Source organism: Verrucosispora sp. ts21 (assembly GCF_002879555.1).
Classification (GTDB): Bacteria; Actinomycetota; Actinomycetes; order Mycobacteriales; family Micromonosporaceae; genus Micromonospora; species Micromonospora gifhornensis.
On record NZ_PNOZ01000005.1, the window covers coordinates 1 to 22,166 of the forward strand.

A 22,166-nucleotide genomic window follows, 5' to 3' on the forward strand; every position below is an offset into this window, starting at 1 on the left:
ACCCCTCCTCTCACTCCCCAACCCCGTCCCCACCCCGCCCACCCCGTCCCTGCTCACCCTTGCCCTCGTTGATCAAGAGGTTTGCGTCTGGTTGACGCCGATTTTTGACGCAAACCTCTTGATCAACACGTTCAGAGGGCCCGGGGTCGGGGGAGAGGGGTTAGAGGTTGGGTGGGGGGAGTTCGGTGAAGCGGAGGGCGTCGATGCCGGCGAAGTAGCTGTCGGTGCTCTGGGTCTTGCCGATCGCGACAAGGGTGATGTCGTGGGGGCCGGCGGTCAGGTGGACGCGGGCCACGTCGAGCCAGTCGGTGATCTGCACCTTCGGGGTGAAGCCGATGAACGGGTCACCGACCTGACGACCGTCGATCAGGAAGACGGTGTTGGCGTAGTCGGGGGCGGTGGTCAGCACCGCGGAGAACTGCCAGGTCGCCTCGGTGGGCAGTTCCACGCGTACGGTCACCCGGTCGTTGATCGCCCGGCCGAGGAAGAACAGCTGGGCGTCCTGCGACCAGGCCACCTGGCAGCAGTTTCCCTGCGCCACCACGCTCGCGGCCGAGTTCGACGGTGAGCCGACCTGGGCGGTGGGCACGAGGGTCTCCGCCTCGATGGTCACCACCTGTGGCGGCGACGGTGGTGGATCCTCGCCACGGGTCACCAGGAACACGACCGTGGCCGAGACGACGAGCACCAGCGCCGCCGCGGCGGCGATCCAGGGCCAGGGCGTACGCTTCGGCGGCGCCACCGCCCGCACCTCGTAGGTGACCCGGCCACTGGAACGGGAGCTCTCCTCCGGCGCGGTGTTCGCCGAGTAGGCGAACCCGGTCATGTCGTACCGTCGGGGCGGGGTTCCGGGTGGCACGGCCAGGCGGACCAGGAACGACACCGAGCCCTGCGGGGGCACCACCCGCTGCGGTTCGGTGACGGTGAACCAGGCACGCTGCGAGCCCTCGCCGGGCGCCACGTCGAACACGACCGTGTCCGGTGCCAGTCCCGGGTTGGAGACGGTGAAGGTCAGCTCCCCGGCGTTGCGGGCGTCCAGGGTGAACTGTTCGGCGGCGGCGACGACTGTCCATTCGGTGGTCATGACGGTTCCTCCGGAGCGGGATCGACAGGGCCGGCGACGACCGGGGTGGGATCGACGACGGCTGGGGTGGGATCGACGGCTGGAGCCGGGTCGACGATCACCTCGGCGGTGACCGCGGCCGGCTTCTCTGCCTCGACGATGCGACCGATCAGCGCCACCTGGTCGGCGACGGCCGCCGGCACCCGGACCACCAGGTGGAACGGCCGGTCGGGCGGTTCGTCGAGGACGAAACCGGTGACGCCGGTGGCCAGCTCCAGCACGGTACGCAGCCCGTCCGGGGTGCCCCGCCAGGCCGCCAGGTGGGCGCCGTGCGCCACCAGGTCCCGCAGCCGGCTCAACGGCAGCGGCAGCGGCGCGTCCCGCCGGGGCGCGGCGACCAGGTGGTCCATCGCCACCCACCGAGCCAGGTACGCCACCATCTCCCCGGGTGCCCGGTACGGCGCGAACAGGGCGTCGACCTCGGCCAGTACCGCCTCGTCGGGGGCGTGCAGCCCTTCCATCACCTCCAGCAGCGCCCACAGCACGCTGCCCGGCACGCAGGCCCGCTGGTACGCCGCGGGCAGCAGCCGCTCAATGCCCGCTCGCCGCATCGTGGCGCACCACCTCAATGTCGTGCTCACCCGAGCAGAGCAGCCAGGTGTCCGGAACGGTCACCACGTCGGCGGTGGCCTGGTTCGCGCTGGCCGACCAGTCGACCGCGTCGGTGCTGCGGAACACGCCGCGTTCGCCCCCGGCCAGCACCAGCCGCTGTCCACCGGAGGCCGCGGCGACCGCGTCGACAGGCATGAACCGGGTACGGTCCCGCAGCGGTAGTCCACAGTTGACGGACACGGACGCCCACTGCGGTTGTCCGGCCAGGGTGTCCAGCCGCAGCACTCCGCCGCTCTGGGTGGCCGCCAGCGCGACGGTGGCGTTGAAGGTCAGGTCCCGGCAGGTCCCGCCGATCCAGCCCGCCTGCATGGCCTGCCACTTCACATCCGACTCGAACAGCCGGGCCCGGAAGCAGCCCTGCCCCGACTTCTTCGGGTCCGGCTCGCCGGCGCCGCTCCACAACAGGGTGGCCGGGCCGTCGTACTGCACGGCGAGCACCCGGTTGTCCACGTTGGCCAGACCCACGTGGGTGAAACTGCCCGGGCGTCCGGCGTTCGCCGACAGGTACACCCCGAAACCGGCCTGTGCCGCCACCGCCACCCCTCGGGCACCGCGTTCGGAGACGAAGGCGCGTACCGCGTAGAAGCCCCGGTCGGCGTCGGCCGGGTCGACCAGGATCTGCAACGGCACCGCGCCGGGCAGCAGGGACACCTCGTACAGGCCGGAGTCGGTGGCGACCAGCAGCGCACCCGCGCCGTCCCGGTCGATCCAGGCCAGGTCGCTGATCCGCGCCTCCAGGTCGGCCAGCAGCGACCAGGTTTCCCCCAGGTCGGTGCTCAGGTGCACCCGCGAACCACCACCGGCGCGTACGGTCGCCACCGCCACCGAGCCGGGACGGGACACGATGCCGGGTCGGACCGGGGCGGGAGCGGGCGCCACCCGCTGCACGGTCTCCCCGTCGAAACGACCGACCGGTTCCCAGCCCGCACCGGCGTTGGTGGAGCGGAACAGCACCTCGGTGCTGCCCGCGTACCAGGTGTTCGCCTGGTATTCGTCGGCGGCCAGCGTACGCACCTGGTTGTCCGGTGCCTCGTCCACCACGAACCGCACCGACTCGACGTAGCGCACCCCCGGCTCGGCATGCTCCAGCAGCCGGTACACGTTGGATGCCCGCAGCGGCTCGCCGAACGCCCAACCGGTCGGGTTGAGCGCGGTCGGCAGCGGGCTCAGCGTCTGGTGCAGCCGGTCGTGGATGCGTCGGCGCACCGCGTCGACGTCCTCCTCCCGGCGGACCACCACCCGGGCCCGGATCGACACCGCCTTGTACCGGGCCCAACTGGCCCGGCAGGTGGTGCCCAGCGAGCGGCGTCGACCGAGATCCGCCTCGACCCGCAGTCGGGTCTCCTCCACCTCGTGCGCGCGCAACACCTCCACCGGCAGCCCGCCACCCGGCCGCGCCTGCATCGGCACGTACGGCACCAGCACCGTCTCCACCTCGCCCGGGCGGGCGAAGCTGTAGACGGCGGCGCGGGTGAACGCCCGGGCCCGGGCCACCCCGCCGGCGGCGGTGGCCAGCACCTCGAAGTCGCGGGCGGTCACCGCACGCTGCTGGGCGAAGAAGGCGTACGGGCCGCGCAGCAGCACCGACTCCATGGTCTCCATCTCCCGGCCACCGACCGCCGGCAGCGGGTTGACCACCTTCACCCCGGGCAGCGGGTCGCGCAGGCTGGTCAGCGTGCCCGCCGCCACGTTGCCGGTCGGTCCGCCACCGGCGCGGTACCACAGCCGTACCTGCCGTCCGGCCGGTGGCACCGCCGCGACCGGGCCGTCGCCGAAGCGCAGCGACTCCGCGTCGGTGGTCCGCAGGTCCAGCGCCGGGGCGAAGGTGACGCTGCCCGAGCACCTGTCGATCAGGTACGCCTTGTCCTGCGGGCCGAGGCCGGCGAAGCTGTCCACCGGCCGCCAGATCTCGAAGGTGCGGCCCTCGTGTTCCCGGGCCGCCGCGCCCAGCTCCACCGACCCGGCCGGCACCTCGACACCGAGCAGCAGATCCAACGCCTCGGCGGTACGCGCCAGCGGTGCCCGGGCCGCGTGCAGCACCTGCCCCGGCGCTCCGGTGCCGACCCCCAGCAGTTCCGCCTCGACCAGCTCGCAGTGGTGCATCCGGACGGTCACCTCGCGCTGCCCGGCGGCCAGCGACGCCGGTTCACAGGTGACGAAGACGACGGGCCGCGGGTCCGCGCCCCGGGCGGCGGCCACCCGGGTGCCGGCCGGGATCCGCAGCGGCGCGTCGTCCGACCCGGTCCGGGTGAACACCACGTCCGCCCAGGCGGCGCTCGGCGCGTGTCGGCTCACCCCGAGCAGGTTCAGGAAGGCGACGTACGCCTTCTCCGGCAACTGGTTCAGCCGGTAGATCATCACCTCGGTGAGGTGTGCGAACGCCTCCAGCAGGGCGATGCCGGGGTCGTGCGCGGACAGGTCGGTCCAGCCCGGACAGGACTGCTGGATCCGGTCGCGGGCCTCGGTGACCAGGTCGAGGAAGCTGCGGTCGTCCAGGTGCGGCACGGGCAGGGTCATCGCGCCTCCTCAGCGTCGGTGCCGGGCTCGGCGGTCGGCCCGGCGGCCGGTTCGTCGTCGGCGGGCAGCAGGTCGACGGAGAAGACCAGCTGGCCCGGCGTGAGGCTGGCCCGGATCCGGTAGTCCAGCCGGATCACCAGCCGCCACGCGTCGTCCGGGTCCGGACCGGCGTCGACGTCGAGCACGTCGATGCGCGGCTCCCAGCGGGCGATGGCCGCCCGTACGTAGTGGATGGCCAGGCCGGCGGTGGTGTCGTCGTTCGGCGCGAAGACCAGCCGGTGCAGCCGGGAGCCGTAGCCGGGGCGCATCAGCCGCTCACCCGGGGTGGTGGACAGCAGCAGGAACAGCGCCTGGCGTACGGTCTCGTCGCCGTCGGTCATGGCCAGCCCGCCGGCCGCGGTCAGCCCGAGCCCGCCGCTGCGACCCGGGTCGAAGCCGGCACCGACGAACCTGATCGCCCTCATCGGTCGGCCGCCACGAACCGCTGCCGGGGATCGCGTACCCGGTAGGTGAACTGGCCGGGCGGGCTGCCGTTGGTGAATCCCTCGAGGTGCGACAGCACGACCGGTCGACCGTCGACGCGTACCCACCTGCTGTAGCCGACCCGCACCGCTTCGGTCGTCGTGCAGGGTTTCACAGTGGTGCCGTAGTTGGGGCAGGCGACGATCGTGCGGCCCTTCGGGTCGTCGGCCACAAGCGTCGGGACACCGGCGATCGTCAACCACTGCTGCGAGGCCTGGTTGCGGACCCGGCCGTCGTGGTCGCACCTGATCACCGAGTCGCGGTGGATCCAGCGCATCAGCCGCCTCCTTCGTGGTGGGCGCGGGCGAGGGTGCGGGCCTGCTCGGCGGCGGTGTCCGGGTCCTCGACCGTCTCGGCGTGCAGGAAGTCGACGCTGCGGGCCCGCACCACCATGGCCCGGCCCGGGGCGGAGAGCACCAGGTCGGTGGCGGCGTGCAGGGTGGCCAGGTCGGGGGTCAACTCCAGCCAGCTGCCGGCGTCGGTGCTCAACCGCAGACTGCGGGCCACGTCGTCGATGACGACCTGCTGCCCGCCGGCGGTCCGCAGCGACCAGCGTCGGGCCCGACCGTCGTCGATCCCGGCGTCGTACGGCTCGACCGCGCCGAACAGCGACCCGAGGACGATGCCGGAGGCGGGTTCACCACCGGGCAGCGCCACCAGCACGCTGTCCTGTGGATCGGGCAGCGCCACCAGGCCCTTGCCCCGCCCCGCCCCCGGGCAGAGCACGGCGAGCCAGCCGGCGTCCGCGCCGCCGTAGGCGGGCAGCTCCACCCGTACCCGGCCCAGCCCGTCGGGGTCCGCCACGTCGGTGACCGTGCCCAGGGTGACCACCGCCGGTGGGGGTGGCCCGGCCGGCGGGGCCGGCGGTGGGACGGTGGAGAAGCGGGTCAGGTGTCCGTCGGCGTCGAGGGTGTGCACCACCTCGGTGAGCACGTAGGTGCCCGCCACCGCCTCGGCGACCCCGGTCAGGCGTACCCGGCGGCCGGGCCGCAGCGCCGGATCGCCTTCGGCCGTACCCTCGGCGGTGACCAGGGCGGCGGCCCGGACGTCCAGGCGGGCCTGGGCCAGCGCGGCGATCTCGTCGTCGCTGCGGCCCGGCTGGTCCAGCGCGGTGCGGGCACCGTCCGCGCCGACATCGGCCGGATCCGGTTCGACAGGCGTACGACGTCCGCAGCGGGGTGTGCCGGCGCTCTGCGCGATCGGTTCGGCGCGCTGCGGATGCCAGCCCAACGCCGTGCTCTCGCCCGCGGCGGTGTCGGCGTTCACCGACAGACGCAGATCGTGCACGTGGTGGCCGAGTTCGAGGGGGATCGGCTCGCCGTCACCCTGCAAGGTCACCAGCCGCAGCACGTCGTCCTGCACGGTCAGGTGCAACCCGGCCCGGCCGGCCACCGCCAGCAGCAGGTCGAGATCGCTGGCCCGGTGGTGCGCCAGCCGCTCCAACCGTGGCCCGTCGCACTGCGCGTCGACGCGCAGCCCCAGGTCGGCGCAGAGGTCATCGGCCAGGTCGGCGACGGTGACCGACTCGAAGACCCGTAGCCGTTGCCGTTTGCGCAGCCGGTGCAGCGGATCGTACGCGCGGACCCGGAGCGTGGCCGCGCCGTCGGCGGCGTACTCGACCTCGACGGCGGTGACCTCACCCCGGAACAGCGTCTCCGGTCGACCGTCGAGCCGCACCTGCAGGCTCGCGCCGAGCCGCACCGGGCCGGTCAGGGCCGCCGTGCCGGGACCGGCGGCCAGCACCGCCTCGCACTGGGTGGGACGGTTCAGCCGGGCGGCCACCCGGACCGTACGCAGCTGACCGGTAAACGCCTCGGGCAGCGCGACGCCGTCGAGCAGCACGATCAGCGCCCGAGGCGCGACGCCGGTCACCGCTCGCCCCCGGCAGAGATGGTCTCGGGCAGCGGTGGCACCGCCAGGGCGGTGCCGGCGGGCACCGCGAGCGGGTCGGTGATCCGGTTGTGTTCGGCAAGCAACCGCCAGCGCAGCGGCGAACCAAGCGCGTCGTGGGCGAGCAGGTCGAAGCGTACGCCGGAGGAGTCGACGGCACCGCTGCCGTCGCCGGCGGCGACCACGGCCGTGCCCGGCGCGACGGCCGGGGTCTGCGCGGCGGCGAGTTCCTCGGCGAAGCCCTCCCGGGCCCGGTCGGCGTCCTCGGTGACCCGGACCAGCTTCAGCCGCAACCAGGACCGGCGCGGTGACCCGGTGGCGGTGAACGCGTCGAACCGTTCCGCGACGGCGACGATCACCCCCGGCACGTTCCAGGTCTTGCCCCACACCAGCCGGACCAACGGCGGCCGCACCCAGCCGTGCTCCACCGCCGAGTTCTCCGCGAGCAGCCACAACGGCCGGGTCAGTTCCCGGACGTCGGCGGGACGCACCTGACCCTCGGCAAAATCGGTGTCGAACAGCAGATCAAGAACGAGTTCGGTACGCCCACCACCGGTGAAGACCAACGGATCGTCGGCCCGCCCGGCCCCGGTGAGCTGGGTGCCCGTGCTGCCCCGATGACGTACCCCGGCGAGCCGGGTCACCTCGACACTCTCCGGGTTGAGCAGGCAGTCGATCCGCTCACCCGTGGCGTCGATGAGGAAGGCCACCCGTTCCATCAGTCGCCCGCCTGTTCCCGGTCGAGCCGACGCAGGTGCCTGCCGTCGTCACCGGAGGCCTCTGCCACCGACCACAGGGGAGCATCGTCAGGCAGCCTCGGCCACGGCCCGTCGACCCGCCGCCGCCGGTCCGACCACCCCGACGGGTCGAGGTCCGGCCACCGCCCCCCACCACCGGCCCACTCGCCACCGGTGAACTGCTTGCCGTCGGTTGTCTGGTCGACACCGGCCGGTATTCCGCCGGCGGGCCACAGCCCGTCCCCGGCCACGGCGCGACCGCCGGGCCGGTACCGGACCGTAGGACTGCCGGTGCGCTCGTATCCCGTGGCCGGCCGGCCGGTCAGCTCGCGCCCGCCGATGACTCGGCTGCCGGGCGCGGGTCCGTCGGTGAGTCGTCCCGGGTATCCGTGCCCATCGGTAGGTCGCCGTGGGTGTCCGGACATGGGTGTGCGGTCGGCCTCGTCGTCCGCCGTGGGGCGGCTGGATCCGTACCCGGTCGGGGGTCCACTGGCTTCCGGATGCGTGTCGTCGGCGGTGCGACCGGCATCGACCGCCCGAAGCCAGCGACCGCCCCGAGCCGGGTCGCCGCCGCCCCAGCCACCAGATCCGCTGCGCCCCGGCCCAGGAACAGCGCCCGGCTGCCCGGCGTCACGCAGCCGAGCCCGGTTCGACGACAGCCCTCCCGCCGCCCTTACTCGCCGACCAGGGGCGGGCAGCCGGGGTGTCGGGTGTGACCAGCCGGCATCCGGCCCGCCGAGCCGCCGAGGTGTGGCCGTGTCCTCATCGTCCTCGTCGGCAGGGCGCGGCCCGTCGGCCGCTGCGGTGCCGGCTGCGCTGTACGCCGGAACCGCATCACCATCTCGTGGCGTCGACCTTTCGATGCCGTCCGGCCCAACCCGACCGAACTCGCCCGGCCTCACAGCCCTCGCCGACCCACCCGGCCGCACGACAGCCTGCGGCGATTCGCCCGGCCGCACGACATCCCGCAGCGACTCGCCAAGCCTCACGACGGCCCGTGGCGACTCGCCCGGCCCGACGGCAGTCTGCGGCGACCCGTGTGGCTCCGCAGCCCGAACTACCTCGCCGACCCCCCTTTGCTCTGCTTCACTCCACGCACCGCCCGGCGTCCGATATCCGGACAGTGGCCGTTGCGTCGGTTGAAGCAGAGCAAAGGGGTCGGTGGACGTATAGCCGGGTGCGGTGTGTGGACCGCCCTCCGCAGTGGTCGGGGCGTGGAGTGAGACGGCAGCGTCGCCGTGGTCCGGCCCGTCGTAGGCAGGCGCTGCGGTGGCCGGCGACGGTTCGTCGGGCGGGAGGTCGCGCAGCAGGCCGGGGGCGTGCGCCTCGACCACTCGCAGCCAGTGCTCCGGTGGCCGACCGGGACGTCGGGGGGAAGCGGTGGCGTCGGGTGCCGGGCCGGTGACCGGGGAGGCGACCGCGGGGCCGGCGACGCGGTCCACGGCCTGGGCCGCGGACCGGAGCAGATCGGCCAGCCGGCTAAGCGGTCGTCGGCGCGGCACCGCCGGCCTCCAGTTCCAGGCTCTCGTAGCGCAGGGTCAGCGCCGCGATGGCAATCTCCTGACTGAGGGTGTTCAGGTGCGCGCCGCGCCAGTTCGTCGGCCAAGCGTTGATCAGGTTCCAGCGCAGCACCTCCGCGGTGCCGGCGGCGTCGAGCAGCACCACCGAGACGTTGCGGCGGTTCACCGTGCCGCGGGCGACCGCGTGCACCCAGTCCCACAGCTCCCGCGACGAGGTGAGGCCGAAGTGCAGGGTGACCGGGCCGTACTCGACCTGGCCGGGGATCATCCGGATCCGGTCGTTGCCCTGCTCCCGGTACGCCACCGCCGGGATGTTCACCTCCAAGCCGCTGACCTCTGTGAAATGACCGTTGGTGACGCCGTTGACAAGCAACTTGAAGTTGTACGCGCGGTACGGGTCGACCGGGGCGCCCGGCTGTGGTGTGGCCGTGGTCGGCATGTCAGCCTCCAATCATCTCGGTCTCGGTGCCGCCGGCCCACTGGCTCAGCTTGAACACCACGAATTCGGCCGGCTTCACCACGGCGATGCCGATGTGGGCGACCACCATGCCGGCGTCGCGGACGTCGGCCGGGTTGGTCTCCTCGTCGCACTTGACGAAGAACGCCTCCTCGGGCGTACGGCCCAGCAGCGCGCCGTCGCGCCACACCCGGGTCAGGAACGCGCCGATGTCGCGGCGGATCGAGCGCCACAGCGAGAAGTCGTTCGGCTCGAACACCATCCAGCGGGTGCCGTTGGCGATGGCCTGTTCGATGGAGATGGAGAGCCGGCGTACGTTCAGGTAACGCCACTCGCTGGCCTCGGCCGCGAGGGTACGCGCGCCCCAGACCCGGATGCCCTCGCCGGGGAAGTAGCGGATGACGTTCACACCCTTGGGGTTGAGCACGTCGTGTTCGGCCCGGGTGACCAGGTGGCCCAGGTCGACCGCGCCGCGTACCGGCTCGTTAGCCGGCGCCTTGTGCACCCCGCGCAGGGCGTCGGTGCGGGCCCAGATGCCGGCCACGTGCCCGCTCGGCGGGGTGAGCACCAGGTCACCGGAGAGCGGATCGCGCACCCGCAGCCAGGGGTAGTAGAGGGCGCCGTAGTCCGACTGCCGGGGCCGGTGCGACACCGGGCCACCACCACCCGATCCGCCCCCCGAGCCACCACCGGAGCCGGGGGTGTCCGGGTCGGCGGTGTCGGCGGGCTTGGCCGGGCGGGCCGAGCCGGGCGTGGCGACCCGGGTCAGGGTGGAGATGTCGTCGATGTCCGGTGGCGGGTCGCAGATGGCGACCATGGAACGGGTGCGTTCGGCCAGGCTCAGCAGCGCCTCGTGGGAGACCGGATCGTGGAAGCCCGGCGTGGCCACGATGGAGATTTCGTCGACCGCCTCCAGCAGGTCGAGGCCGGCGCGTTTGCGGCCGGTGCCGGTGACCGCGCCGCCCTCCCCGACGTTGACCACCCAGCAGCGGGTGCCACCGTTGTCCAGGAAACCGAAGACGGCCCGGGCCAACGGCGTGCTCTCGAAGTCGTCGCCGTCGGCGTAGAGGCGCAGGAAGTCGGTCCAGTTGTTCACGGCGAGGGCCTCGCCGAGGTGCGCGGTGCGGTCGGGCGCGACACCGACGAACGCGGCGGTGCTGGTACCGGCCGGTCCGATCGGTCTGGCAGCACCGGGCACCTCCTCGACGTAGATGCCGGGCGAGAAGTAGGTGGGCATCGGTCCTCCCGGAATCGGGTCGGTGGGTCAGCGGGTCGGTGGGGCGCAGACGATGACGATGTCGGGCTCGGTCGGATCGACCTCGGCGGTGAGTACCTGACCCCGGCCGGTGAGCCGCAGCCGCACCGGGCCGGGCTGCTCGGGATCGTGGGGTACGCCGACGATGCGGAACCGGCCGGCCGGATCGGTGCGGGTCGCGTACGCCTGACCGACGACCTCGACCCGCATGGCCGCGAGCGGCTGCTCGGCCGGGCCGACGACCCGACCGTCGAAGGTCAGCATGTCCAGTTGTCGCAGCCGCAGCGGGTGCAGGACCGGCGCGGCCGGCTGCCGCGCGGGGGTGATCTGGACCGGCACGTCGATCAGCAGCGCCGGTCGGGGCGGCGTGCCGAACGCCGTCCACAGTGCCGGGTCACCGGTTTCCAGGGTGAGCGTGTGGGTTCCCGAGGTGGTGGCCGCGACGAGCACCCGGTCCAGCGCGGCGAGGGCGTCCGGTCCGCCCACGGCGAGCAGGTAGCGGACGGTGAACCGGTAGGGCTCGGCTGCGCCGCTGCCCCGGGTCTGCCGGACCGGCCGCAGTTCCAGCGGCCAGAGGGTCAACCCGCCCGGATCGGTGTCCGGCCCGGGCGGGCCGACCGGAACGGCGGCGCCCGCCGCCCCGGCCAGCCACGCCGCCAGGTCGGCGGTGGCACCCTCGATCGGCCCGGGGTCGCTCATCGCGGTGGTGTCCCCTGGATGCGGTACGCGATGGCCTCGTTCCACACGTGCGGGTAGACGCCGATCTCGAAGTACCGGGTGAACCGGTTGATCGGCGCGCCCGCGTGGTCGTGGTAGAGCAGCCACACCGGCGCGATGGTGAACAGCACGTAGTTGGCCACGACCAGCGGGATGTAGAGCGGCCCGAGCAGGCGGGCCTGGAAGACGTGCACGTCCTCGTGCCGCTGGATGCCCGGACCGGAGCCGGCGCAGACGGTGCCGAGCGTGGTGGCGTACCGGGGGGAAACCCCCTCCAGCACGTTGACCCGGCAGCTGTGCTGGGAGGTGGCGCGGTCCAGGGAATGACCGAACAGCAGGTGTACGGCGAGGTAGAGCGCGCCGACCAGGGTGTTCAGCAGGCTCCAGGTGTGGTCGACCACGAACAGGAACACCCCTCGGGCATCGGGTCCGTAGACCTGGGCCGAGGTGATCGCCCAGCCGAAGACGCCACCGACCAGCAGGCCGAGGACCGCGCCGACGAGCAGCCCGACCGGGCCGCCGACGAGTAGACCGAGCACCGCGCCGGCGGCGACGTGGACGGCAGCGCTGATGATGCCGAAGACCATGACACTGCTCCGTTCAGGCCCAGGAGCGGACGAAGCGGGGCTCGTTGCCCTGCGCCAGTTGGATCGGCGTCGCCTGCCGGTTGCCGGGCGGCAACTGGTTGATGCCGAGCGCGGCGGAGAAGATGACCAGGCCGTTGAAGAACGCGATGATCCACTTCTCCGGGCCCACGTCGGTGGCGAGGGCCGCGGTGAGGTACGACAGCGCGAGCGCGATGCCCAGCGCGATCCACTTGCGCGCCTTGTCGGCGCTGGGGCCGATCAGGCCCCCGATGACGTTCGTGGTGAGCAGGGTCGCGGCGCTCGCGCCGGTGAGGCTGCCCAGCGCGGCCCAGGTGAAGAGATCGTTCATGGCCGATCCCCCTTCGATGCGCGGTGGTGCGGGGTGGGGAGGAGGAGGTGTCGTCCGCCTTGTCCGGGCGGGCGGCGGCCGGTCAGGTCAGCCGGCACCCGGCGAGCCGGGAATCGTGGTGCGCGGCGCGGCCGGAAGGGCGGTGCCGTCAGTGGGTTCGACGGTTGTGGTGGCGTCAGCGGCCCCACTGCCGTCGGTGGCCGTGGTCACCTCGCCGGCCGCACTACCCTCGGTGGCCGTGGTCACCTCGCCGGCCGCGCTGGCTGCGGTGGCCTCGGTGTCCGTGGTCGAGTCGCCGGCTGCGCGGGGGCGGCGCAGCAGCAGGACGACAAGCAGGGCGACGAGCAGCAGTACCACCGCACCAGCGGCGATGAGCAGCCACGGCGGCCCGCCGGCGGCGTCGGTGTCCGCGGCGGCCGCGGACGGTCGGGGTGGCGCCTCGGCCACGGCACGTAGCTCGGCCGGCTTGGGTTCGTTGGGGTTGACCCGCCAGGTCACCGTCCGGTCGTTGACCTGGCCGCCGGCGTTGACGTCGAGAACGCGGCCGGGGAAGGTCACGGCGATCTCGAAGGACATCAACAACATGAATCTGGCTTGATTTTCCGGGTCCTGTTCGGCCACTTTTCCGCCGTACTTCTTCGGATCGAGTGGCAGGGTGAAGACGTAGCGGTCATTCGCCCGGACGATGCGCAGACTCTCGCTGTCGAATTGATCGAGAGGTACATTCTGGTAGTTGATCTGAAAACCGAAGTGGGTGTCGGTCGCGTACGGGGTCTCGGGGCCGGGCGGCAGCGCGGGAATGTTCTGCCGAAGGTCGGCGAAGCCCTGCTCGACGGTCTTGTTGTTCAAGGTCAGGACCTTGCGCTCGGCGGTCAGCAGGAGTTGCCCGCTGACGGTGTCGTCCGCCTTGACGGTGAGCCCGATGTTGAGTTGCATGCAGCCGGAAAGGGCCGCCAGCAGGACGAGGCACACCACACCGTGGAGTGTCTTGATGCGCCCGAACCCACTTCTCATGGGCACAGTGTGTGCGCTTTCCGTCCGACCCATCAGTCAGCGATCAGTCATAAGCAAGTCGCCGATCTTACCGATGGTCAGTCACATTCAGCCGAGGCTGGAAATGGTGCGGATGGATATTCTGAAGGGTTGGCCGCCTGCGCATCTTGATCAGGGCAGCTACGCGCTCTCCCGCAGCACCAGCGACGAGGGGAACATGGTCGTCGGTGGTGCCGGGCGTTGTTCCAACACCATGGTCGCTGCTGCTGCGGCGATCCGCCGCACCGGGTGGCTCGCCGTGGTCAGCGCGGTCACCGAGGCCAGCGGGATGTCGTCGAACCCGGTCACCGCGACGTCGGCGGGCACCCGTACCCCGTCGGCGCGCAACTGGTCGATCACGCCCAGCGCGGTCGCGTCGCTGATCCCGACGATCGCGTCGGTGTCCGGCCAGCGGTGCAGCACCTCCCGGGCGGCCGACCGGCCGCGCGCCGCGCTGAAGTCCCCGGCCACCTCCCGAACCGGCAGCCCGGCCTCACGCAGCAGCCCCCGGTACGCCTCCACCGAGCGGCGCGAACAGGCCAGCCAGGCCGGGCCGGTCACCATCGCGATCCGCCGGCGGCCGGCGGCGTACAGATGACGGACGATCGCGCTGGTGCCACCACCGTTGTCGATGTCCACCGACGGTACGGCCGTCGAGCCGATCCCGATCGAGGCGGTCCGCCCGTGAAGCCGGCGCGGCACCACATCGAGCAGGGCTTCGGTGGTGTTGACCAGCACCAGGCCGGCCACCGCGCGATCGTCGGCCAGCCGGGCGAGCTGTCCCGGCTGGTCCAGCGGCACCCACGCCACCGTCACCCCGAGCCCGTACGGGGCGCAGACCTGCGCGGTGGTGCTGACCACCTGGTCGAGGTAGCTGTCGTCGAGCACCCCCGGCGAGGTGCCCGCCACCGCCACCAGCAGGCGTACGCCGGCACCCCGCACCAGCGCCCGTGCCGCCGCGTTGGGCACGTAGCCGAGCCGGTCGGCGGCGTCACGCACCCGCTCACGGGCGATCGGTGACGCGAATCCGCTCTCGGCGAGGACCCGCGACGCTGTCGACCGGGACACCCCGGCCGCCCGGGCGACATCCTCCAGGGTGGCGTGCCGTCGTGCCGTCGTCATGATGTGCTCCCCGTTGCCTGTCCTGCGCGGTTGCCTGTCCTGCGCGCCTCGTGCGGGCGTCCGAGCGCATCATGCCTCGCGGAAGGGCCCGGCGGTAAGGACCGGGGAGGATTGTGCTGGTAGCGCTCCCAGGTGTGGGATCGTGGCGAAAGGTCGGCACCAGGAGAGGAACGCGAACAGGTGGATCCCAGCGCCATCCCCACGGCCGCGCCGGCCAGTTCCGGCCCGTCCCGTACCGTGTTGGCCGCCCGCAACGGTGTGGCGGTGGTGTTCGCGCTCAACGGGCTGGCCGTGGCCACCTGGTTCGCGCGGGTGCCGGCGGTCCGCGACGGCCTCGACCTGACCCCCGGACGCCTCGGGTTGCTCCTGCTGGCCATGTCCATCGGTGCGATCGTCGCCATGCCCACCGCCGGCCTGGTGACCCAGCGGCTCGGTGCGGCCCGCGCGGTGGCCTTGTCCACGCTGATCCTGACGATCGGGTTGACCGTCGCCGGGGTGTCGGCAAGCGTGCTCGACTCACTGGCCGGAGTGGCGGTGGGCCTGTTCGCCGTCGGTTACGGCTCGGGCAGTTGCGATGTCGCGATGAACATCGAGGGTGCGGCCGTCGAGCGTCGACTCGGGCGTACGGTGCTGCCCCGCTTCCACGCCGCGTGGAGCCTGGGCGGGGTGGCCGGTGCCGGGATCGGTGCGGGGGCGGCCCGGCTGGGGGTGCCGATCGGCGTACACCTCAGCGTCCTGGCCGCGCTGGTGCTCGGCGGCACCCTGCTCGGGGCGCGGGCGTTCCTGGCGGCCGAGCCGGAGGCGCAGCCCAGCACCCCGGCGGACCGTCGTCGACGCCTGCTCGCCGCCTGGCGGGAGCCCCGCACCCTGCTCATCGGCCTGCTGGTGCTGGCGGTGGCCTTCGCCGAGGGCAGCGCCAACGACTGGCTCGCGGTGGCCTTCATCGACGGGTACGGCTTCAGCGAGGCGGCCGGCGCGGCGGTCTTCGGTCTCTTCGTGGTCGGCATGACGGTGGGTCGCACCCTCGGCACGGTGGCGCTGGACCGGTGGGGAAGAGGGCCGGTGCTGACCGTGACCATCGTGCTCGCCATCGTCGGGGCCGCCCTGGCGGTGCTCGCCGGCTCCGGCCCGATCGCGGTCGTCGGTGTGCTGCTGTGGGGCCTGGGTGCCTCGCTGGGCTTCCCGGTCGGCATGAGCGCCGCCGCCGACGAGGAGGAGCACGCCCACGTCCGGGTCAGCGTGGTCGCGGTGATCGGTTACACCGCGTTCCTTGCCGGGCCGCCCCTGCTCGGCCTGCTCGGTGACCAGGTGGGCACGCTGCGCGCCCTACTGGTCGTGCCCATCCTCCTCCTGCCCACCCTCGCTCTGGTCCCCGCCGCACGGCCGCCACGCTGAGTCGAGATCCTGGTACGAAACCGCCGTTCCATGGGCGCTTTCGTACCAGGACCGGTCGGTCACCTGACGGCGACCACGGCGGCGTCGGGGCCGGCGCGCCAGAGGGTGCCGACCTCGGTGAAGTCGGCGGCGGAGAGGGCGGCCAGGTGCCAGGAGACCGGCGGATTCCACTCCGGGCTGTGGCCGGTCGGGTAGATCGCCTGACGCTGGCGTACGAGCGGGCCCAGCGTCTCGTCCTGTTCGGCCTGCTGCCACCACTGTGACCAGGACAGGGCGGCGCCGGCGGCGTACCGCGCAGTGCGGCGTCGTCGTGCCCGGGCCAGCAGCCGCTCGGTCAACTCCGGCAGACCGTCGTCGGGCATGTGGTCGGCGTTGACCAGCAGGCCGCCGGGGCGCAGCAGGTCACGTACCTCGCCGTAGAGGTCGGCCAACCGCTCGGCCGGCAGCCAGTGCAACGCGGTGGCGGTGAGCACCGCGTCGTAGTGCCGGTGGGGCAGGGTGGTGTGCCAGTCGGGGCGGCCGAGGTCGGCGGTCACGATGCTGGCCCGGTCACCCAAGGTGGCGGTGGCGAGAGCGAGCAGGGCAGGGTCCAGATCGACCAGGGTCAGGTCGGCGTCGGGGAAGCGGCGCAATGCGCGCAGCGAGATGGTGCCGGTGCCGCCGGCCAGGTCGAGCAGCCGCAGCGGCGCGCTGTCGCGGATGGCGTCGACCGCGTCGAGCATGGCGGCGAAGCGCTGCTCCCGATCCGGCAGGTACGCCTCCTGCTGCCGGTCCCAGCTCTCCTGCCAGGCGTCCATGTCCGAGATGTAAGTGCTCACAGCCGGACACGCTACTTACATCTCACGGAACCTGTCCAGAGTTGTTGCCGACAATTTGCAATAGAGAGAGAATGGCGGGGCGATGATCCTGGGGCCGTCGGCGGATGCCGACGGCCCCTGCCACCGGCGATAACATGGTCGCCCGAGGGCGGGGCCCGCCCGACCGTACGGCCTCAGGAGTCAGGTGGAACCGCAGCGCACCGCCGCGCACGAGATGTTCGACGCCGACGTGGCCTCGAACCGGCTCGGCATTGAGTTGATCAAGGCTGCGGACGGTGCCGCGGTGGCCCGCATGCGGATCACCGCCGAGATGGTCAACGGACATCGCATCGCCCACGGCGGCTTCGTGTTCCTGCTCGCCGATACCGCTTTCGCGCTCGCCTGCAACAGCCACGGGCCGGTGACCGTCGCGGCCGGTGGCGAGATCACCTTCGTCCGTCCGGCGCACGAGGGTGACCTGCTGCTCGCCCGCGCCACCGAACGCACCAGGTACGGGCGCAGCGGGATCTACGACGTCACGGTGACCCGCGAGGACGGGCAGGTGGTGGCCGAGTTCCGAGGCCACAGCCGCTCCCTGCGCCCGGGCACGGGCCGCCCCGACCCGGCGGAGAAGTCCAGTGCCGGAGCGGCTGCCGGCCGCCGAAGCTGACCCACCGGCCCGGACCCGCCCCGCCGCACCACACACCTCCGCCGGCTGGCCGGCCTCCACGGCACCGCCGGTCCGGCCGGCCATCGTGGTGAGGTTGGCCCGGCGGGCGAACGCGGCCCGCAGGGCCCGGGTCAGCCGGGCGGCGGCGACCTGGCCCAGCACCGGATCGGCGAACCGGTGTCCGCCGGTCGGCAGCGCCACGAGCAGACCCGCCCTGGTCAGGTCGGCCAGCGCCACTGCCGCCCGATCCGCTGACCAGCCCACCGCGCGGGCCAGCTGCGTCGCCGAGCAGCGGGTCGAGACGGTGGCGGCCATCAGGGCGATCCGGAGCGAATCGTCGAGACGGTCCAGCCGGGCGTCGACGACCCGGCGCACGCTCTCCGGCACGGGGGGAGGGGTCGCCGCGTCGGCGTCGAGCGCGTCCACGTACGCCCTGGCATAGCCGGGGTTGCCGCCGACGAGCGGGATCAGGTGCCGCACCAGCGAGATCGGCCGCCCGGCCCGGCGCAACAGTCGGTGCAGCAACCGGCCGGTGGTCACCGCGTCGAGTGGACGCAACGGCACCGGGGCCCATCCGGCAACCTCGCCGGTACCTGTCGCGACCAGTGCCAGCGGCAGGCCGTCGGCCGTGGCCTGGTCGAGCAGCAGGTCCAGTTGGTGACGCAGCGCCGGCGCGGCCCGGTCGAGATCGTCGACGGCCACCACCACCGGTTGCCGCCGGGCCAGGCTCAGCAGCACCTCCCGCCAACAGGCCGCGGCTCGGACGCCGGTCGTGCCGGGTGCACCGGTCACCGCAGCCGTCGCCGCCGCCAGGCACTGCGCCGACACCTGCCCGTGCAGGGCGGCGGACAGGCGACGGCGTACCGTCGCGGCGTCGTCGGTGTCACGGACCCCGGCCAGCCCGCGCAGCAGGTCCACAAGCGGAGTCAGCGGACCGTCCGGGTACGGCGGGCAGGTCGTCACGCACCATCGCACCGCGCCACCCTCCACTGTGGGAGTGCTGCGGACCAGTTCGCGGAGCAACCGGCTGCGGCCCGCCCCGCGCGTCCCGGTCAGCAGCAGACGCCGTGGACCGGATCCGCGTACCGCCTCGGTCAGGTGTTCGCGGGCCACGGCCAGCTCGCGACGCCGGCCGAGCAACGGGCCGTCGGCCGAGGGCAGTTCGGGACGCAGCGTGCCGGTGGCCAGCCAGATGTCGACCGGCACGTCCTTGCCGGCCACCGTCACCGCCGGCACCGGCTGCTGGGCGATCAGGCCGGCGACGGCCCGGTGCGTGGCCGCGCAGAGCGCCACCCCGCCGTGCGGCGCGTACCCCTGCAACCGGGCGGCCAGGGTGATGACCGCGCCGCTGGCCACGCCGTGCCCGCCGTCGTGCCCCATCCCGAGGTCCACCACCGCCTCGCCGGTGGCGACCCCGACCCGCACCCGCAGCCCGGGGGCCATGGCGGGGGTACGGCGGTCGAGCGCCCGTTGGATCTCCAGGCCGGCCCGCACCGCCCGGTACGCCTGCCACCCGTCACCGGTGCGCGCGCCGAACAGGGCCATCACGGCGTCGCCGACGTACTTCTCCACCGCCCCGTCCCAGCGGCGCAGCACCCGGGCGACGGTGCCGAAGTAGACGCGTTGCAGGGCCCGGACGTCCTCCGGGTCGAGCCGGTCGACCAGCCGGGTCGACCCGACGATGTCGACGAAGAGCACGGTGACGGTCCGCCGCTGTTCGGTCACCGACCAGCGCAATCGGCTGGTCGGCCCGTAAGCACGGACGATGGTGGACATTGGCATCGGACGCACCCGCCTCTCCCCGCTTGGGTCGACGTTGCGGGGAGACTGTCACTGCAGGTCTGACCGGCGGATCGGCAGAACGACGTATGTCGGCCGGGCGCAACCGGTTGGTCGCAATGTCGACGCGAGGTGGGGGACAGGGGTGCGGCGGCGGTAGAACGGGAAGGGCGGCTGTGACTAGGCTGCGAGCCATGGCCAGCGACGTGGACAGCACACCGCTCGTCGGTCGGGCCGACCTGGTGGCGACGGCGCGCGCCGCGCTGCTCGACGATGTGGCGCCGGGAAGCACGGCTGCCGTCTTCCTCACCGGCGAGAGCGGGGTGGGTAAGACCAGACTGCTCCGCGAGCTCGGCCAACGGCTGGGCGACGCGGGTGCGCTGGTGCTCACCGGCTCCTGTCTGGACATCGGCGACGCCTCACCCCTGCATCCGCTGCGGCAGGCGCTGCGTCGTCTCGACGTCGACCTGCCGCCGGCCGCCGCCGCCTCGGTCCGCGCGTTGCTGGCGATGTTCGCCGAGGACGCGGCGGGGCCGGACGGCGCGGGCGCGCTGTTGGAGCGCGTCGCCCGAGGACTGAGCGTGATCGCCGGCGGTCGGCCCGTGGTGCTGGTCCTCGACGACCTGCAGTGGGTCGACCGGACGACCCGGCAACTACTGCTGTATCTGCTGGCCGGCCTCGGTGACCTTCAGTTGTCGGTGCTCGCGGCGGTGCGTTCGGAGTCCCTTCAGGGGGCGCATCCGCTGCGCCGGGTGCTCACCGAGCTGCGTCGACTGCGCTCGGTGCAGGTGCTCGATCTCGCCCCGCTGGACCGGGCCGCCGCCGAGCAGCTCGCCGCGGCGGTGGTGGGTCGTCCGCTGCCCCCCGAGGCGGTCGAGCAGTTGTGTCAGCGCAGCGGCGGCAACCCGTTCGTCGTCGAGGAGCTCGCGCGGGATCTGCGCGACGGCCGGGACGGGCTCTCCGACACCCTGCGCGAGGTCTTCCTGGCCCGGGTGGACGCGTTACCGCAGCCGGCGCACCGGGTCGTGCACGCGGTGGCCGCCGGGGTGGAGCCGGTCGAGCACTGGCTGCTCGCCCAGGTGGTCGCACTGCCCGAACAGGACCTGCTGGACGCGATCCGGGCGACCGTGGCCCACCGGCTGGTGGTCAGCTCCCACGACGGTTATCGGCTGCGGCACCGACTCGTCGCCGAGGTGCTGGAGGACGAGCTGCTGCCCGCCGAGCGGGCCCTGCTGCACCGCCGGTACGCCGAGGCGCTGACCGCCGCGCCGGGGGAGTTGCACCAGGCCCGACTGGCCCACCACTGGCGGCTGGCCGGCGAGCCGCAGCGGGCGCTGCCGGCGGCGGTGGCCGCCGCGCAGGAGGCGGAGCGGCTGTACGGCTACGCGGAGGCGCACCGGCACTGGTCGGTCGCGGTGGAGCTGGCCGAAGGGCTGCCCGACGCGGAGCGGGCGACGCTGCTCAGGCACGCGGCCGAGGCCGCCCACCACTGCGGCGAGTACGCCCGCGCGCTGGCGCTGCTGGAGGAGCTGGCCGCCATCGACGTCGATCAGACGGCCTGTGAGCTGCACATCCGTCGAGCCCGCTACCTGGCGGCGGCCGGCCGTTCGGCGTTGGCCGAGGCGGAGTACCAGCGTGCCCTCGACGCCGCGGACTGCAGCCCTCGGCAGCGGGCCACGGCCGCCGCGCACCTGGCCGAGTTGCTGCTGCAGCTGGGCCGGTACGCCGACGCGGGCCAGTGGGCCAAGGAGGCGCTGAGCCTGGCCGAGCAGGCCGAGGGCGCCACCACGGAGGTGGTCCTGGCCAGCATGGCGTTGGGCTTCTCCGAGGCGTACCGCCAGGATCCGGACGCCGGGTTGGCCGTGCTGCGTCGGGCGTTGACGACCGCCGAACGCGCCGGCCGGCCCGAAGACGTCGCCCTGGCCTATCTGCATCTGGCCGAGCTGCTCACCGGGCCGCTGAACCGCATGGAGGAGGGGGTGGTGGTGGCCCGCCGGGGCGCCGAGCGGGTGGCCGAGCTGGGGCTCGGTCGCAGCTACGAGACCCGGCTGCTGGCGATCGCCACGAACGGTCTGTTCCGGGTGGGTCAGTGGGCCGAGGCGGAGAAGGTGGTGGCGGCGGCCCTGCGGCATCGCCCCTCCGGCACCGACGCGGTCGAGTTGCTGCTGGCCCGGTGCCGCCTCTCGGTGGGCTACGGCGACATCGAGGCGGCCGACCGGGACCTCGACGCGGTGGCCACCATGCTGGCCGGCGGTGGTGCCCGGCACGTGATTCCGCTGCTCACCCTGCGGGCCGGGCTGGCCATGTGGCAGGGCCGCCACGACGTGGCCCGGCATGCGGTGCAGCGGGGGCTGACCGAGACCCGCTCCGACGACCTGGTCATCGTCGCGGTGCTCGTCTGGCACGGTCTGCGTGCCGAGGCGGAGGCGAAGGCCAACCGCACCTCCGTCGACGACAACGCGGTGCGCCGGTTGCGGCAGATCGTCGACCGGGTGGCCGAGAAGAGCGTGCGCGCGGCCCAGCCGGTGCGCGACGTGGTCGACGGCTACCTGGCGCTCTGCGCCGCCGAGGTGAGCCGGCTCGACGTGACCGATCCGGACCTGTGGGCGCGGGCCGCCGCGGCGTGGGATCACCGCAACCACCCGTATCCGGCGGCGTACTCCCGACTGCGTCAGGCGGAGGCGTTGCTGGCGCGTCGGCGGCGTACCGCCACGGCGGGCAAGCTGCTGCGGCAGGCGTACCAGACGACCCAGGGGCTCGGCGCGGTGCCGTTGACCGACGAGATCCGTACCCTCGCCGGTCGTGCCCGGGTGACGCTTGAGGACACCGGCCCGCTGGGGGCACGCGAGCCGGCCGGTGTCGGTGGCGAGGAACTCGCCGCGCTGACCGCCCGCGAGCGTGAGGTCCTGGCCGCGGTGGCCGAGGGGTTGACCAATCGGGAGATCGGCCAGCGGTTGTACATCAGCGAACGGACCATCGGCGTCCACGTGTCGCACATCTTCGACAAGCTTCAGGTACGTACCCGGGTCCAGGCCAGTGCCATCTTCCTACGTAGTCAGGCGTAGGTGTCGGATAGGTAGTTCTA

At 73.1% G+C, this 22,166-nt stretch carries 18 protein-coding genes and 2 pseudogenes; 3 read left to right on the forward strand and 17 right to left on the reverse strand.

What is annotated here, in order from left to right:
• Window positions 1-160 precede the first annotated feature (160 nt).
• The 15 genes from C1A38_RS02945 to C1A38_RS03015 form a co-directional block, all read right to left on the reverse strand.
• Window positions 161-1,084 (reverse strand): hypothetical protein, encoded by a 924-nt coding sequence (locus tag C1A38_RS02945; RefSeq protein ID WP_102656278.1) that lies wholly within the window; start codon window positions 1,082-1,084, stop codon window positions 161-163.
• Window positions 1,081-1,674 carry a phage tail protein gene (locus tag C1A38_RS02950; protein ID WP_102656279.1) on the reverse strand — a complete coding sequence of 198 codons (594 nt, stop codon included), beginning with the start codon at window positions 1,672-1,674 and terminating at the stop codon, window positions 1,081-1,083. The genes C1A38_RS02945 and C1A38_RS02950 overlap by 4 nt, the downstream gene beginning before the upstream one ends.
• A complete protein-coding gene (locus tag C1A38_RS02955; RefSeq protein ID WP_102656280.1) occupies window positions 1,655-4,252 on the reverse strand; it encodes a putative baseplate assembly protein in 2,598 nt (865 codons plus the stop codon). The genes C1A38_RS02950 and C1A38_RS02955 overlap by 20 nt, the downstream gene beginning before the upstream one ends.
• On the reverse strand, window positions 4,249-4,716 hold the full coding sequence (locus C1A38_RS02960) for a GPW/gp25 family protein (RefSeq protein WP_102656281.1): 468 nt from the start codon (window positions 4,714-4,716) through the stop codon (window positions 4,249-4,251). The genes C1A38_RS02955 and C1A38_RS02960 overlap by 4 nt, the downstream gene beginning before the upstream one ends.
• Window positions 4,713-5,051 carry a hypothetical protein gene (locus tag C1A38_RS02965; RefSeq protein ID WP_102656282.1) on the reverse strand — a complete coding sequence of 113 codons (339 nt, stop codon included), beginning with the start codon at window positions 5,049-5,051 and terminating at the stop codon, window positions 4,713-4,715. The genes C1A38_RS02960 and C1A38_RS02965 overlap by 4 nt, the downstream gene beginning before the upstream one ends.
• Window positions 5,051-6,646, reverse strand: coding sequence for a phage baseplate assembly protein V (locus C1A38_RS02970; protein ID WP_102656283.1), 1,596 nt, complete (start codon window positions 6,644-6,646; stop codon window positions 5,051-5,053). The genes C1A38_RS02965 and C1A38_RS02970 overlap by 1 nt, the downstream gene beginning before the upstream one ends.
• Window positions 6,643-7,383: a CIS tube protein gene (locus C1A38_RS02975; protein WP_102656284.1), complete on the reverse strand. Its 741-nt coding sequence runs from the start codon at window positions 7,381-7,383 to the stop codon at window positions 6,643-6,645. The genes C1A38_RS02970 and C1A38_RS02975 overlap by 4 nt, the downstream gene beginning before the upstream one ends.
• Window positions 7,383-7,652: a hypothetical protein gene (locus C1A38_RS30615; RefSeq protein ID WP_146017416.1), complete on the reverse strand. Its 270-nt coding sequence runs from the start codon at window positions 7,650-7,652 to the stop codon at window positions 7,383-7,385. The genes C1A38_RS02975 and C1A38_RS30615 overlap by 1 nt, the downstream gene beginning before the upstream one ends.
• Before the next feature lie 1,228 nt (window positions 7,653-8,880).
• Entirely contained in the window at window positions 8,881-9,360 is a 480-nt protein-coding gene (locus C1A38_RS02985) for a phage tail protein (protein WP_013734524.1), read from the reverse strand.
• Between the two features lies 1 nt (window position 9,361).
• Window positions 9,362-10,615 (reverse strand): phage tail sheath subtilisin-like domain-containing protein, encoded by a 1,254-nt coding sequence (locus tag C1A38_RS02990; protein WP_102656286.1) that lies wholly within the window; start codon window positions 10,613-10,615, stop codon window positions 9,362-9,364.
• Window positions 10,616-10,642: 27 nt separating this feature from the next.
• Window positions 10,643-11,332 (reverse strand): carboxypeptidase-like regulatory domain-containing protein, encoded by a 690-nt coding sequence (locus tag C1A38_RS02995; RefSeq protein ID WP_102656287.1) that lies wholly within the window; start codon window positions 11,330-11,332, stop codon window positions 10,643-10,645.
• Window positions 11,329-11,937, reverse strand: a complete 609-nt coding sequence (locus tag C1A38_RS03000) for a glycine zipper family protein (RefSeq protein ID WP_102656288.1) — start codon at window positions 11,935-11,937, stop codon at window positions 11,329-11,331. The genes C1A38_RS02995 and C1A38_RS03000 overlap by 4 nt, the downstream gene beginning before the upstream one ends.
• A gap of 13 nt (window positions 11,938-11,950) precedes the next feature.
• The gene (locus tag C1A38_RS03005) at window positions 11,951-12,286 is read right to left on the reverse strand and encodes a hypothetical protein (protein ID WP_102656289.1); all 336 of its coding nucleotides are present in this window, start codon (window positions 12,284-12,286) and stop codon (window positions 11,951-11,953) included.
• An 87-nt stretch (window positions 12,287-12,373) separates the two neighbouring features.
• The gene (locus tag C1A38_RS03010) at window positions 12,374-13,300 is read right to left on the reverse strand and encodes an LppM family (lipo)protein (RefSeq protein WP_233196583.1); all 927 of its coding nucleotides are present in this window, start codon (window positions 13,298-13,300) and stop codon (window positions 12,374-12,376) included.
• Window positions 13,301-13,459: 159 nt separating this feature from the next.
• On the reverse strand, window positions 13,460-14,440 hold the full coding sequence (locus tag C1A38_RS03015; protein ID WP_102656290.1) for a LacI family DNA-binding transcriptional regulator: 981 nt from the start codon (window positions 14,438-14,440) through the stop codon (window positions 13,460-13,462).
• A gap of 180 nt (window positions 14,441-14,620) precedes the next feature.
• Between C1A38_RS03015 and C1A38_RS03020 the strand changes: the two genes are divergently transcribed.
• Window positions 14,621-15,835 (forward strand): MFS transporter, encoded by a 1,215-nt coding sequence (locus C1A38_RS03020; RefSeq protein ID WP_102656291.1) that lies wholly within the window; start codon window positions 14,621-14,623, stop codon window positions 15,833-15,835.
• A 59-nt stretch (window positions 15,836-15,894) separates the two neighbouring features.
• Here the strand turns inward: C1A38_RS03020 and C1A38_RS03025 are convergent, their stop codons facing one another.
• Window positions 15,895-16,653 carry a class I SAM-dependent methyltransferase gene (locus C1A38_RS03025; RefSeq protein ID WP_102656292.1) on the reverse strand — a complete coding sequence of 253 codons (759 nt, stop codon included), beginning with the start codon at window positions 16,651-16,653 and terminating at the stop codon, window positions 15,895-15,897.
• Between the two features lie 214 nt (window positions 16,654-16,867).
• On the opposite strand from C1A38_RS03025, the pseudogene paaI reads away from it, so the two are divergent.
• Window positions 16,868-17,230 (forward strand): annotated as a pseudogene (gene paaI, locus C1A38_RS31595) (hydroxyphenylacetyl-CoA thioesterase PaaI); the annotation flags it as partial.
• 684 nt (window positions 17,231-17,914) lie between these two features.
• Here the strand turns inward: paaI and C1A38_RS31600 are convergent.
• Window positions 17,915-19,084, reverse strand: a pseudogene (locus tag C1A38_RS31600) (adenylate/guanylate cyclase domain-containing protein); the annotation flags it as partial.
• Between the two features lie 191 nt (window positions 19,085-19,275).
• Between C1A38_RS31600 and C1A38_RS03035 the strand changes: the two are divergent.
• A complete protein-coding gene (locus C1A38_RS03035; protein WP_102656294.1) occupies window positions 19,276-22,146 on the forward strand; it encodes a helix-turn-helix transcriptional regulator in 2,871 nt (956 codons plus the stop codon).
• Window positions 22,147-22,166: the final 20 nt, after the last annotated feature.